Origin of the sequence: Stenotrophomonas sp. AR029, from assembly GCF_047520695.2 — a bacterium.
Classification (GTDB): Bacteria; Pseudomonadota; Gammaproteobacteria; order Xanthomonadales; family Xanthomonadaceae; genus Stenotrophomonas; species Stenotrophomonas sepilia.
In genome coordinates this window covers 266,397-279,312 of record NZ_JAXBQQ020000003.1, presented here as the reverse complement: position 1 = coordinate 279,312, position 12,916 = coordinate 266,397, and the positions used below count along the sequence as shown (strand labels likewise).

Below are 12,916 nucleotides of genomic sequence, written 5' to 3'. Positions count from 1 at the left end.
CGGTAGTGCCGGCCGCTGGCCGGCAACCTCGGGATCTCTGCAGTTGCCGGCCAGCGGCCGGCACTACCGGATAGAACCCGTAGTAGCGCCGGGCCATGCCCGGCGGACGCGGGATGGGCGATTACCGGAACACCACCGTGCGGTGCCCGTTGAGCAGGATGCGGTGCTCCACATGGCGGCGCACCGCGCGCGCCAGCACCAGCGATTCGGTATCGCTGCCCAGCCGCACCAGCTCGCGCGGCGCCATCGCGTGGTCCACGCGGGCCACGTCCTGTTCGATGATCGGGCCTTCGTCCAGATCCTCGGTGACGTAATGCGCGGTGGCGCCGATGATCTTGACCCCGCGCGCGTGCGCCTGATGATACGGCTGAGCGCCCTTGAAGCTGGGCAGGAAGCTGTGATGGATGTTGATCGCACGGCCGGCCAGCGCGCGGCACAGCGTGGGTGACAGGATCTGCATGTAGCGCGCCAGCACCACCAGGTCGATGCGCTCACGCTCGACCAGGTCGATGATCTGCTCCTCCTGCACCGCACGCGTATCGGCGGTCACCGGCAGGTGGTGGAACGGTACCTGGTAGGACGCGGCCAATGGCGCAAAGTCGGCGTGGTTGGACGCCACCGCCGCGATATCGACCTTCAGCTGGCCGCTGTGGGCACGGAACAGCAGGTCGTTGAGGCAGTGCCCCTGCTTGCTGACCAGCACCAGCAGGCGTGCCCGGCGGCGCCCATCATGCAGCTGCCAGTCCATGCCGAAGCCTTCGGCAAGTTTGGCCATCGCGGCATGCACGGTCTCCAGCGGCAGGCTGGCATCGCGGTCGAAATGCACGCGCAGGAAGAAGCGGCCGCTTTCCTCGTCGCCGAACTGCTGGGCGTCGAGGATGTTGCAGCCGTGGTCGAACAGCAGGCCGGACACTCGGTAGACGATACCGGTACGGTCGGGGCAGGACAGGGTGAGGATGGAATCGGGGCGCATCTCCACAGTGTAGGGCAGCTTCCTGCCCAGCAGCCGGATGATCACCGATGCAACCGAACCGCTTGGTTCAGTCCCAAGCGATACTTGCCCATCACCGTGGCAAGCTGGTCGGTCATGAACCTGTTGCAACTGATCCGCAGCTTCACCCGCACCGCAGAGACCGGCAGCATTGCCGCCGCGGCCCGCATCCTTGGCATCAGCGCCACCGCAGTCGGCCAGAACATCAACCGACTGGAAGCGCATCTGGGCGTACGGCTGCTGAACCGGAGTACGCGCCAGCTGGCCCTCAGCGAGGCCGGCGCGCTGTACCTGGCGCAGGTGCGCCACATCGAGGGCGACCTGGCGCGCGCGCAGGCGATGGTGACTGCCGGTGATATCGAACCGGCCGGTCCCCTGCGCATCGCCAGCAGCAGCGCCTTCGGCCGCCACGTGCTGGCACCGTTGCTGCCGTCACTGCAGCAGCGCTACCCGCAACTGCAGCTGGAGCTGCGCCTGACCGACCGCGCCGTGCAGCATGGTCCAGAGGCGGTGGATGCCAGCATCCGCATCGGCGCGCAGCTGGAGGACGGTGTGGTCGCACGGCAGCTGGCGCGCGTGCCATTCGTGTTCTGCGCCTCACCAACCTACCTGAAGACCCATGGCACGCCGCAGGAACCCTCGGACCTGGGCAGCCATCGCGGGCTGCTGCATCGCTTCCCCACCGATGGCCGGCCGCTGCGCTGGGGCCTGCTGAAGGACGGCCAGCGCGTGGACGCCGCGCTGCCGCCGAGCATGGTCTGCGATGACATCGATGCGCTGGCGTCGCTGGCGGCGGCCGGTGCCGGCATCACACGATTGGCTGCGTTCGTGGCCGAGCCCTACCTGCGCGACGGCCGCCTGCAGGCGGTGTTCGGCGCCGACACGGCGTGGCGCCCGGAGCCGATGGAGGTCTATTTCTGCGTCAGCGACCGCCGCGACTTCACCGCCAAGATCCGCGCGCTGTTCGAGCATCTGCAGGCCGGCATGGCGCCGGCCTGGCGGGTGTGACGGGGAGGAGCGGAGGGCCTTCGCGGTCAGAAACTCTCCTTCAGGCGCATCAGGTGAGCACTGGCCTCTGCCCATCCTGTCAGGGTGCGCAGGCGCAGGCCATTCCTGAAGACATGGAATACCGGAGTTTCATGGACATCCAGTTCTTTCCAGCCCTCGGGCCCCGCTTGGAGCAACATGGGATGAGAGGGATTGCTTCTGTTCCACTCACTGACACCCGGCTGCGGCCACGCAGGAGACCGACGCACGACAAAGCGCACGCTGGATCGAATCCATGTCCATTCTGGTTCGTTCATGATCACGTGCATCGCGCTTCGCGAGGGAGCGCATGCCGGACTGACATAGACGACCACCTCCATTCCCTCCCTGTACGTCCAGCGCCGCCATTCCAGCTTCCCACCCGAAAGAGGGTGGAGAACGCCCTGCTGGTCGGGTGCGTTCCGCTCTATCTCGGGAAGTTCATCTACACGCAATGACGCCCTCTCACGCAGCTCATTGGCCTCAGCAAAATGTCGAACCTGCACCAGGACCGCGTGCATTTTCCGGTGCGTTGTCTCTGTGGCAATACCTCTCCGCCCCAGTTCTGCATGAATGCATCGCACTTTGCCAAGCCATTTCTCGTCTCCAACGTACATTGAGATGTAGAAGCTGGCGCGGAACGCGGCCTCAAGTTCCAGATCGCTCAAACTGCCGCAACCATCCCCTGAAGATCTGGAAGACTCCCATGACGAATAGGCATCCACCAGCTTCTCGACTCGGTCTGAAGCGCCAGCGGCCAACATCTCCCGGTCCATTTCACGCAGTTGAGCGTCTACTGGAGTTGCTGCCCACGTACTTGTGGGCAGCAGCAAACACCAAAGCAGCATGCGACCAATCATGCGATCAGCAACTCGACATGCAGATGCTGCTCATGGAGGTTGAACAGGTCGCACGCCCTGAACAGGCGTAGCCCGGATAATCTTCGAATACCGGGTTTGGATTGGCCGACCGCACGACCACATGATCCGCTTCCGACTCCTTCCGCAATCCCGGGATGTGCACAATTGCGCGCTGTGCCCCGAAGAGTGACAGGAGCCGATAGGCTTCACCTGCACTCAGTTCAGAGACGATGGGCTCGTAGCTGAAGCTGGCCAGTCCGCGATCTCCAAACACCAGCGAATCGACAAACTGCTTGCGCGCAAGGGGTGAAAGCAACATCAGTGGGGATTCGGGAGAGAGCTCGATCATGTGAAGATCAAGCCGCCCCCGCGAGTTCACAGGGGCGTGCATGAGCGAAACATTCTCCGCCCCGGTGACACTCGCGGCGTCATCACCTGCGACGGCAGGCATTGATAGGGGCAGTGAGAAAGCCGAGAGCAGAACCATCAGCATCATGGGTTTCATTGCGTTTCTCCATTGGCTGCACACCCATGTGTGCAGCTCAACGTTGCAATGTCCGCACCCAGCGCAATGAGGTGTCATTCACATAAAGTAGTATCCGCAATCATTCCTAGTTCGTTGCGACAGGCTATGCCGCAACTCGCCGTCACGCAGATCCCCTGCATCCTGAAGCGTCACAATGCGCTCGCAGACTGCGTCAGCGCGCCTTGAACACGCCGCGCGCATCGCGCGGCTCGCAGCGCAGGTACTGCGGCGCCGGCTCCACGCTGTCGCGCAATGCGGCAGCAGCGTGCCACGGCCAGCGCGGGTCGTAGAGGATGCCGCGTGCCAGCGCTACCGCATCGGCGTGGCGATGGCGCAGGATCGATTCGGCTTGCTCGGGCTCGGTGATCATGCCCACCGCGATCACCGGCATGCGTACCTTGGTCTTGATCGCCGCGGCGAACGGCACCTGGTAACCGGGACCGACGGTGATCTTCTGGCGTTCGTCCAGGCCACCGCTGGAGACATGCAGGAAATTGCAGCCGCGCGCGTCCAGCACCTGGGCCAGCGCTTCACTCTGCACCAGGTCCCAGCCGCCATCGACCCAGTCGCTGGCGGAAATGCGTACGCCCACGGCGATCTTGTCCGATACCGCCGCACGCACAGCGTCGAACACCTCCACCAGCAGGCGCAGGCGGTTCGGCAGCGAGCCGCCATAGCCATCGGTGCGGTGGTTGCTCAGCGGCGACAGGAACTGGTGCAGCAGGTAGCCGTGCGCGGCATGCAGCTCGATCAGCTCGAAGCCCAGGCGCTCGGCGCGCACCGCACTGGCGGCGAAAGCGGCGATGAGCTCGGCGATGCCGGCCTCGTCCAGTTCCTGCGGTGCCGGATCGGCGGCATGGAACGGCAGCGGCGACGGCGCCACCGTGGCCCAGCCACGCGCATCATCGCCCGGCAGCTGGCCGCCGCCGTCCCACGGGCGCTTCACCGAGGCCTTGCGACCGGCGTGGCCGAGCTGGATGCCCAGCGGCATCGGCGACCAGCGGCGGACGCTGGCCAGCACCTGCGCCAGCGCGGCCTCGGTGCCGTCGTCCCACAAGCCCAGGTCGGCCCAGCTGATGCGGCCGCGCGGCTCGACCGCAGTGGCTTCCAGGATCAGCAGGCCGGCGCCGGACTGCGCCAGGTTGCCCAGGTGCATGGCGTGCCAGTCGCTGGCGCGACCGTCTTCGGCGGAGTACTGGCACATCGGCGCGATGACGATGCGGTTGGACAGGGTGAGGGGGCCGAATGAAATCGGCGAGAACAGCTGGCTCAAGACGGTGATGAACGACGTAGGGGGTGCGTATTGCACCGCTGCGCGGCTCGCGGATCAACCATCTGGATGGATCGCTGTTTCGCGTGACCTGCAGCAGCCGAGCGTGCGCTCGGCCCTACAGAAGCCCTCGCCCCTTGTAGAGCCGAGCCCATGCTCGGCTCAGCGCGAAGCCCAGGCGGCCAGCGCTTCAGCGCAGTCCCGCTCATCCTTGAACAACAGCAGGTCGTCGGCTCGGGTGCGGCCGCGGTTCAGCGCCGCCACCGGCACTCCTGCCTTCGCCGCCGCCTGCACGAAGCGGAAGCCGGAATAGACCATCAGCGACGAGCCTACCACCAGCACGGCGTCGGCCTGCTGGAGGTGATCGTGCACCGCCGCCACCCGTTCACGCGGCACGTTCTCGCCGAAGAACACCACATCCGGCTTCAGCAGGCCGCCGCAGTAAGGGCAATCGGGCACCACGAACGTGGAGAAATCGGTCTCCAGATCGGCATCGCCATCGGGCGCGATACCGGCCTCCAGCGCATCCCAGCCCGGATTGGCGTCCAGCAGCCGCTGCTGGAAATCCTCGCGGCCACTGCGGCGCTCACAGCCCATGCAGCGCACCCGGTCCAGGCGGCCATGCAGGTCGATCACCTTGTGGCTGCCGGCGCGCTGGTGCAGGCCGTCCACGTTCTGGGTCAGCAGCACCTGCAGCGTGCCGCGCGCTTCCAGGGTGGCCAAGGCCTGGTGGGTGCCGTTGGGCCGGGCCAGGCCGAAGCGCGGCCAGCCCAGCAGGCTGCGTGCCCAGTAGCGCTGGCGGGTACCCGCTTCGCCCATGAACGCCTGGTAGGTCACCGGCGGCGTGCGCTTCCACTGGCCGTCGGTATCGCGGTAATCGGGGATGCCCGAGGCGGTGCTGCAACCGGCGCCGGTCAGCACGAACAGGCGCTGGGCGCGGTCGATGAAGTCGGTCAGCGGCGAGGTCATGGCTGCCAGATGGGGGCGCCGCAGCGCCCGTGCAAGCGCCGGCTCAGGCGGCCGGCAGCGGCGGCACCGCGATCGGGTGGCCGTCCTCGTCCAGCGCGATCATCACGAAGTGGCCGCGGGTACACAGCTTGCGCTCACCGCTGTGCAGGTCCTCGGCGACCAGTTCGACCTCGACCTTCATCGAGCTGCGCCCGACTTCGACGATGCGGCCGATGGTTTCCACCATCTGGCCGATGCGGATCGGCAGCTTGAAGTCGACCTGGTCGCTGCGCGCGGTCACCACGGTGCGTCGCGAATAGCGGGCGGCAGCCAGGAAGGCGGCCTTGTCCATCCACGCCAATGCCTGGCCACCGAACAGGGTGCCGAGGTGGTTGGTGTGGTTGGGGAAGACGATTTCGGCCATGCGCACTTCAGTGGGCGGCACAGTCTCGAGGATCGGGGTCATGGGGGTGCTTCGGTGTGGGGTCCGTCAATTTTAAGCCAGGCCCCGTGCAGGCGGCGCTACACTGCGCCACGCCCACTGCCAGGACCGCCCATGCCCGCACTTTCCGACCTGCTGGCCTTCGCGCTGGTTTCCCTGGCCATGGTGCTCACGCCCGGGCCGAACATGATCTACGTCATCTCGCGCTCGATCTGCCAAGGGCCGCTCGCCGGGCTGATCTCGCTGGCCGGGGTGGCGCTGGGCTTCGTGTTCTACATGCTGTGCGCGGCGCTGGGCATCACCGCCCTGCTGATGACCGTGCCGTTCGCCTATGAGGCGCTGCGCATCGGTGGCGCGCTGTACCTGCTCTACCTGGCGTGGCAGGCGCTGAAGCCCGGCGGCCGTTCGCCGTTCGCGGTGCGCGAGCTGCCGCAGGACAGCCCGCGCAGACTGTTCACGATGGGCTTGCTGACCAATCTGCTGAACCCGAAAGTGGCGGTGATGTACCTGTCGCTGCTGCCGCAGTTCCTGCATCCGGACAGCGAAGGCAGTGTGCTGATGCAGTCGATCGTGTTGGGCTGCACCCAGATCCTGGTCAGCGTCAGCGTGAACGGCCTGATCGCGCTGACCGCCGGCAGCATCGCCGGCTTCCTGGCCGCGCGCCCCACCTGGCAGAGGGTGCAGCGCTGGCTGATGGGCACGGTGCTGGCCGGGTTGGCGGTGCGCATGGCGGTGGAAGGGCGGCGCTGATCGTAGAGTCGAGCCATGCTCGACTCTACAAAAGCCAGGCGCGCAACAAAAAACCCCGGCATTGGCCGGGGTCTTTCGTTGCGACAGGCCTGACCGGTTCGATCAGAAGTTCATGTCGAAGGCGACTTCGCCCTGCACGCCGACCTGGTAGGCCGAGACGCGGCGTTCGAAGAAGTTGGTCAGTTCCTGCACGTCCTGCAGTTCCATGAACGGCAGCGGGTTGCGCACGTTGTACTTCTTTTCCATGCCCAGCTTGGCAAAGTGCTGGTCGGCGCAGTGCTGCAGGTACTGGCGCATGTCGCGGGTGGAAATGCCAGCCACGCCACCGGACAGTACGTCCTCGGCGAACTGCACTTCGCATTCGATGGCTTCGGCCAGCATGTCGTAGACCTGCTGCTTCATTTCATCGTCGAACAGGTCCGGCTCTTCCTCACGCACCACGCGCACCGACTCGAAGGCGAACTCCATGTGCGCGCTTTCGTCGCGGAACACCCAGTTGGTGCCCGAGGCCAGGCCTGGCAGCAGGCCGCGCGAACGGAAGTAGTACACGTAGGCGAACGCAGCGAAGAAGAACAGGCCTTCGATGCAGGCAGCGAAGCAGATCTGGTTGAGCAGGAACTGGCGGCGCTGTTCGCGGGTCTCGATGCGGGTCAGGTCCTGGATCGAGTCGATCCACTTGAAGCAGAAATCGGCCTTCTTCTTGATCGAGTCGATGTTCTCCACCGCCGAGAACGCCTTGGCGCGCTCTTCCGGGTCCGGCAGGTAGTTGTCGAGCAGGGTCAGGTAGAACTGCACGTGCAGCGCTTCTTCATACAACTGGCGCGACAGGTACATGCGCGCTTCCGGCGCATTGAGGTGCTGGTACAGGTTCAGCACCAGGTTGTTGGACACGATCGAGTCGCCGGTGGCGAAGAACGCGACCAGGCGGTGGATCAGGTGGCGCTCGCCCGGCGACATCTTGCTGTGCAGGTCGGTGATGTCGATCTGGAAGTTGATCTCTTCCACCGTCCAGGTGTTCTTGATCGCATTCCGGTACATGTCATAGAACTGCGGGTAGCGCATCGGGCGCAGGGTCAGTTCAAAACCGGGATCGAGCAGCATCTGCTTGGGCTTGTCGGCCATGGGTGTTCCCTTGAATTCTCGGGTCAAAACGCCGGGCATGGCCCGGCGCTACCTTGGTGTTTCCGTGCTGCAGCCGAGCATGGCTCGGCTCTACAGGTGCGAGGTGTTCGAGTGCCGACCAACGGTCGGCACCCACCGCGCGGCGTGTTACTGGCAGGCCTCGCAGGCTTCCGGGTTTTCCAGCGAGCAGGCGATGGCTTCGTCCGGGCTGAACACCTTGGCCGGTGCGGCGGCACTCACCGTCGTCTTGGCGATCTTGGTGGCCGGGCGCGAACGCAGGTAGTAGGTGGTCTTGATGCCCTGCTTCCAGGCGTACATGTACATGGAGGACATCGCGCCGATGTTCGGGCTTTCCATGAACAGGTTGAGCGAGGCCGACTGGTCGATGAAGGCGCCACGCTCGGCGGCCATGTCGATCAGCGAACGCATCGGCAGTTCCCACGCGGTGCGGTAGACCTCGCGCAGCGTTTCCGGGATCTGCGCCACGCCGGCGATCGAGCCTTCGGCCAGCTTGATGGCATCGCGCATTTCCGGCGTCCACAGCCCCAGCTTCTTCAGCTCGTTGACCAGGTAGCGGTTGACCTGCAGGAAGTCACCGGACAGGGTCTCGCGCTTGAACAGGTTGGACACCTGCGGCTCGACGCACTCGTAGCAGCCGGCGATCGAGGCGATGGTCGCGGTCGGCGCGATCGCGATCATCAGCGAGTTGCGCAGGCCGTGTTCCTTGATGCGCTCACGCAGGGCGTCCCAGCGCGCAGTGTCTTCCGGCACCACGTTCCAGGCGTCGAACTGCAGTTCGCCGCTGGCGGCACGGGTGTCGTTGAACGACGGGTGCTTGCCGCGTTCCTGGGCCAGCTCGCAGGAGGTTTCCAGCGCGTGGAAGTAGATCGCTTCGGCGATCTTCTTCGACAGCGCGCGGGCTTCGGCGCTGTCGAACGGCAGGCGCTTGCGGAAGAACACATCCTGCAGGCCCATGCAGCCCAGGCCGACCGGACGCCAGCGCAGGTTGGCGCGGCGGGCGGTTTCGATCGGGTAGAAGTTCAGGTCGATGACGCGGTCGAGCTGGCGCACGGCCAGGCGCACGGTCTCGGCCAGCTTCTCGAAGTCGAACTCGTTGTGCTCGTCGAAGTGATTGCCCAGGTTGATCGAACCCAGGTTGCACACTGCGGTTTCATCGTTGGAAGTGACTTCCAGGATTTCGGTGCACAGGTTGGACAGGTGGATCACGTTGCCCGGACGCAGGGTCTGGTTGCTGGCGCGGTTGCACTTGTCCTTGAAGGTCATCCAGCCGTTGCCGGTCTCAGCCAGCGTACGCATCATGCGGGCGTACAGCTTGCGCGCGGAGATGGTGCGGTTGGCCTTGCCCTGGGCTTCGGCCTGCAGGTAGGCAGCCTCGAAGGCTTCGCCAAACAGGTCGGTGAACTCCGGCACGACGCGCGGATCGAACAGCGACCATTCCTGGTCGGCCTCGACGCGCTTCATGAACAGGTCCGGCACCCAGTTGGCCAGGTTCAGGTTGTGCGCACGGCGGGCTTCGTCACCGGTGTTGTCACGCAGTTCGAGGAAGTCCTCGATGTCGGCGTGCCAGGTTTCCAGGTACACGCAGGCTGCGCCCTTGCGCTTGCCGCCCTGGTTCACCGCGGCCACGGACGAATCCATGGTCTTCAGCCACGGCACGATGCCGTTGGAGTGGCCGTTGGTCGACTTGATCAGCGAACCGCGCGAACGCACGCGGGTGTAGCTGACGCCGATGCCGCCGGAGAACTTCGACAGCTGGGCGATGTCGCCGTACTTGGCATAGATCGACTCCAGCGAGTCCTGCGGCGAGTCCAGCAGGAAGCACGAGGACAGCTGCTCGTGGGTGGTGCCGGAGTTGAACAGGGTCGGGCTGGACGGCAGGTAGTCCAGATTGCCCATGCGCTTGTACAGCGCCAGGGTCTCGGACACGTCCTCGCTCAGCGCGCTGGCGATGCGCAGGAAGAACTGCTGCGGGGTCTCGATCACCTTGCGGGTGTGCGGATGGCGCAGCAGGTAACGGTCGTACAGGGTACGCAGGCCGAAGTAATCGAAGTTCAGGTCCAGCGCGCCGTCGATGGCGTCGTTGAGCTTGCGTGCATTGGTCTGCACGAAGTTCAGCAGGCGGTCGTTGATCAGGCCGACTTCATGACCGCGGCTGACCGACTGCGAGAAGGCGTAGATTTCCTGGCCCGAGACTTCCTTGGCGATGTAGTTGGCCAGCAGGCGCGCAGCGAGGCGGCCGTACTCGGGCTCTTCACCGATCAGCAGGGCGGCGGTGCGGATGGACAGTTCGTCCAGCTCGCGGGTGGTGGCGCCGTTGTACAGGCCGGAAATGGTGCGGGTGGCCACGCGCATCGGATCGACGGCGTGCAGGCCTTCGGAGGAACGCTGCACCGCGCGCACGATCTTGTTCAGGTCCACCAGCTCGGTGGTCCCGTTGCGCTTGGTCACACTCATCGCGTTGGCCGTCGGCGGCGACGTCAACAGGAACTCGCTTTCCTTCTCGATGGTGGCGCTGGATTCGGTGCTCACGGCGTATGTCCTCTTGGCGTGATTGGGGGTGCTCGATGCATCGGGGTGACGCAGCCCGGGACATGACGGCCCAGGATGGCAGGACGGCGTCGCAGGGGATGAGACCCTGCGCCTGCCACTGCCGTTGACGATCGCGGATGGGTGCTGCTGCCAACCCCCAGACCTGGGGTTGCTGCGACCGACGGCCACAAGATAGTGGGGGTAGTGGGGTCCGTCAACGCCAAATGTAGTGAAATTCGGCAATCCCTTGCGCCGCAAGGATCGTGCCGACGGCGCCCGGATCAGACGCTTCAGACCTGCCGGAACGGGCTGCGCAGTCAAGCCCGAAAGGCGTCACTGCGGTGGCACAACGCACCGCGGAAACGGAACAATGACAGCTTCACATGACAGTGATGAAACTGGCTAGGGACAACCCTGTGGATAGAGCGTGGGCAGCCGGTGGGAATCCGGTGGATGCCGGGATCACCCGCCGGGCAGCGACGCGAGGCTGAACATGTCGGCCGGGCCGGAGGAGCGGCCGCAGGGAAACGCCGTTGCGCCCTATCCCCCGATCATTGCCGGCCAGCGGCCGGCACTACCGGAATCCCAGGGTGGTCGTGCCGGCCGCTGGCCGGCATTGCATTCGCGCGGAACCCCTCACGCCCGGTGCGGGGTGCCCAGGTACTCGGCGCTCTGCATCTCGATCAGGCGCGAGGCGGTGCGCTCGAACGCGCCCTGCAGGCGCTGGCCGGTGTACAGCTCGACCGGCGAGGTGCTGGCGGTGCAGACCAGGTTGACGTGGCGGTCGTACAACTCGTCGATCAGGTTGACGAAGCGGCGCGCGGCATCCTCGTTCAGGCGATCAAAGGCCGGAATGCCGCCCAGCAGTACCGTGTTGAACTCGTGCGCGATCTCGATGTAGTCCGAGGGCCCGCGCGGGCCCTCGCACAGCGCGGCGAAATCGAACCAGGCGATGCTCTTGCCGCGGCCGCGGACCGGAATCTTGCGGCCCTCGATCTCGATGTTGCCGGGCCTGGCCGGTTGGCCGCCGCTCAGTTCGCTCCAGCGCGTGGCCAGCCAGTCGTCGCTGTCTGCGGCCAACGGTGCGCGGTACACCGGCGAGCGAGTCAGCGCGCGCATCCGGTAGTCCTCGGTGCCTTCTGCGTACAGCTCCACGCAGAAGCGCTGCAACAGGCCGATGGCCGGCAGGAAGCTCTCGCGCTGCAGGCCGTTGAGGTACAGGTTCTCAACTGCGGTGTTGGAGGTGGTGACCAGGGTCACGCCCTCGGCGAACAGGCGCTCCAGCAGCCGCGCAAGCAGCATCGCATCACCGATGTCGGTGACGAAGAACTCGTCCAGCACCAGCACGCGCAGGTTGCTGCGCCACTCCTGGGCGATCTTCGCCAGCGGGTCGCTCTGCCCCTGGTGCTCGCGCAGACGCTCGTGGACGCTGCGCATGAAGCGATGGAAATGCGTGCGGTACTTCTGCTTGATCGGCAGCCCGTCGTAGAACAGGTCGACCAGGAAGGTCTTGCCGCGGCCGACGCCGCCCCAGAAGTACAGGCCCTTGACCGGCTCGGGCTTCTTCCAGAACGAGGACAGGCGGTCCAGCCAGCCGTCCTCGGCACTGTCCAGCAGTCCCAGGTGGATGCGGTCCAGCTCGGCCAGCGCTGCATGCTGGGCCGGGTCGTCCTGCCAGTCACCACGGGCGACCCCTTCCGCGTACCGCTGCGACGGGGTCAACTCGGTTGCACTCATGCCGCCGCGCCCAGCCAATGCTTCACGCCGTGGGTCAGCGCGCCGCGCAGGTCGATCAGCTTGCGGTGGAAGAAGTGGCTGGTCTCGGGCATGCGCACCAGCTCATGCGGGAAGTCCAGCGTGTCCAGCCACTGGTAGACGGCCTGCGGGTCGACGATCTCGTCCTGCTCGCCCTGGATCACCAGCCAGCGGGCCGGCGGTGCGATACCGTCGAAATCCCAGCGACCAGCCGGCGGCGCGATCGAGATCAGCGCTTCCGGCTGCAGCGCGGCAGCCGCCTTCAGCGAAACGAACGAACCGAAGCTGAAACCGGCCAGCCATAGGCGGTCGTCCGGGCGCTGGCTGCGTACCCAGGCGGCGACGGCCTTCAGGTCATCCTGCTCGCCCACGCCGCCATCGAAGGTACCGGCCGAAGCGCCGACGCTGCGGAAGTTGAAGCGCACCGTGGCGATGCCCAGCTCGCGCAGGGTGGTGGCGGTCATGGTGACCACCTTGTTGTGCAGGGTGCCGCCTTCGGTGGACAGCGGATGGCAGACAATGGCCACGATCGGCTGCACCGGCACATCGGCCTTGGGCAGGTCGACGACCACTTCCAGCGGGCCGGCCGGGCCATCCAGTTGGAGACAGGCGGTTTCGCCGGGGGCGACGGGGAACGAGGGCTTGTGCATGGCACCATGATACCGTCCCCCGCCCC

The 12,916-nt window shown here is 65.7% G+C and carries 12 protein-coding genes; 2 read left to right on the top strand and 10 right to left on the bottom strand.

The genetic code is table 11. The features are described 5' to 3' along the window. Nucleotides 1-121: 121 nt before the first annotated feature. Entirely contained in the window at nt 122-973 is an 852-nt protein-coding gene (gene purU / locus ACM0PB_RS13505) for a formyltetrahydrofolate deformylase (RefSeq protein ID WP_164230165.1), read from the bottom strand. A gap of 114 nt (nt 974-1,087) precedes the next feature. On the opposite strand from purU, the gene ACM0PB_RS13500 reads away from it, so the two are divergent. Further along, the gene (locus tag ACM0PB_RS13500) at nt 1,088-1,999 is read left to right on the top strand and encodes a LysR family transcriptional regulator (RefSeq protein ID WP_069138218.1); all 912 of its coding nucleotides are present in this window, start codon (nt 1,088-1,090) and stop codon (nt 1,997-1,999) included. 26 nt (nt 2,000-2,025) lie between these two features. Here the strand turns inward: ACM0PB_RS13500 and ACM0PB_RS13495 are convergent, their stop codons facing one another. The 5 genes from ACM0PB_RS13495 to ACM0PB_RS13475 all read right to left on the bottom strand — a co-directional run bounded on the left by ACM0PB_RS13495 (nt 2,026) and on the right by ACM0PB_RS13475 (nt 6,087). Further along, nucleotides 2,026-2,781: a hypothetical protein gene (locus ACM0PB_RS13495; protein ID WP_139726611.1), complete on the bottom strand. Its 756-nt coding sequence runs from the start codon at nt 2,779-2,781 to the stop codon at nt 2,026-2,028. A 100-nt stretch (nt 2,782-2,881) separates the two neighbouring features. Then, complete coding sequence (locus ACM0PB_RS13490) at nt 2,882-3,382, bottom strand: hypothetical protein (protein ID WP_065178411.1); 501 nt, start codon at nt 3,380-3,382, stop codon at nt 2,882-2,884. 193 nt (nt 3,383-3,575) lie between these two features. Then, the gene (locus ACM0PB_RS13485; RefSeq protein WP_081280882.1) at nt 3,576-4,676 is read right to left on the bottom strand and encodes an NADH:flavin oxidoreductase/NADH oxidase; all 1,101 of its coding nucleotides are present in this window, start codon (nt 4,674-4,676) and stop codon (nt 3,576-3,578) included. Between the two features lie 159 nt (nt 4,677-4,835). Next, the gene (locus ACM0PB_RS13480) at nt 4,836-5,642 is read right to left on the bottom strand and encodes an NAD-dependent protein deacetylase (RefSeq protein ID WP_065178410.1); all 807 of its coding nucleotides are present in this window, start codon (nt 5,640-5,642) and stop codon (nt 4,836-4,838) included. 43 nt (nt 5,643-5,685) lie between these two features. Further along, nucleotides 5,686-6,087, bottom strand: a complete 402-nt coding sequence (locus ACM0PB_RS13475) for an acyl-CoA thioesterase (protein ID WP_414603797.1) — start codon at nt 6,085-6,087, stop codon at nt 5,686-5,688. Between the two features lie 90 nt (nt 6,088-6,177). Here ACM0PB_RS13475 and ACM0PB_RS13470 point away from each other — a divergent pair, with 90 nt between their 5' ends. After that, nucleotides 6,178-6,813: a LysE family translocator gene (locus ACM0PB_RS13470; protein WP_065178409.1), complete on the top strand. Its 636-nt coding sequence runs from the start codon at nt 6,178-6,180 to the stop codon at nt 6,811-6,813. Between the two features lie 102 nt (nt 6,814-6,915). Here the strand turns inward: ACM0PB_RS13470 and ACM0PB_RS13465 are convergent, their stop codons facing one another. The 4 genes from ACM0PB_RS13465 to ACM0PB_RS13450 form a co-directional block, all read right to left on the bottom strand. Next, on the bottom strand, nt 6,916-7,935 hold the full coding sequence (locus ACM0PB_RS13465; RefSeq protein ID WP_005420683.1) for a ribonucleotide-diphosphate reductase subunit beta: 1,020 nt from the start codon (nt 7,933-7,935) through the stop codon (nt 6,916-6,918). Nucleotides 7,936-8,082: 147 nt separating this feature from the next. Next, entirely contained in the window at nt 8,083-10,485 is a 2,403-nt protein-coding gene (locus ACM0PB_RS13460) for a ribonucleoside-diphosphate reductase subunit alpha (RefSeq protein ID WP_053499270.1), read from the bottom strand. A gap of 636 nt (nt 10,486-11,121) precedes the next feature. After that, nucleotides 11,122-12,222 carry a cell division protein ZapE gene (gene zapE, locus ACM0PB_RS13455; RefSeq protein ID WP_065178408.1) on the bottom strand — a complete coding sequence of 367 codons (1,101 nt, stop codon included), beginning with the start codon at nt 12,220-12,222 and terminating at the stop codon, nt 11,122-11,124. Continuing rightward, nucleotides 12,219-12,890, bottom strand: a complete 672-nt coding sequence (locus ACM0PB_RS13450) for an alpha/beta hydrolase (protein ID WP_065178407.1) — start codon at nt 12,888-12,890, stop codon at nt 12,219-12,221. The genes zapE and ACM0PB_RS13450 overlap by 4 nt, the downstream gene beginning before the upstream one ends. Between the last annotated feature and the right edge of the window lie 26 nt (nt 12,891-12,916).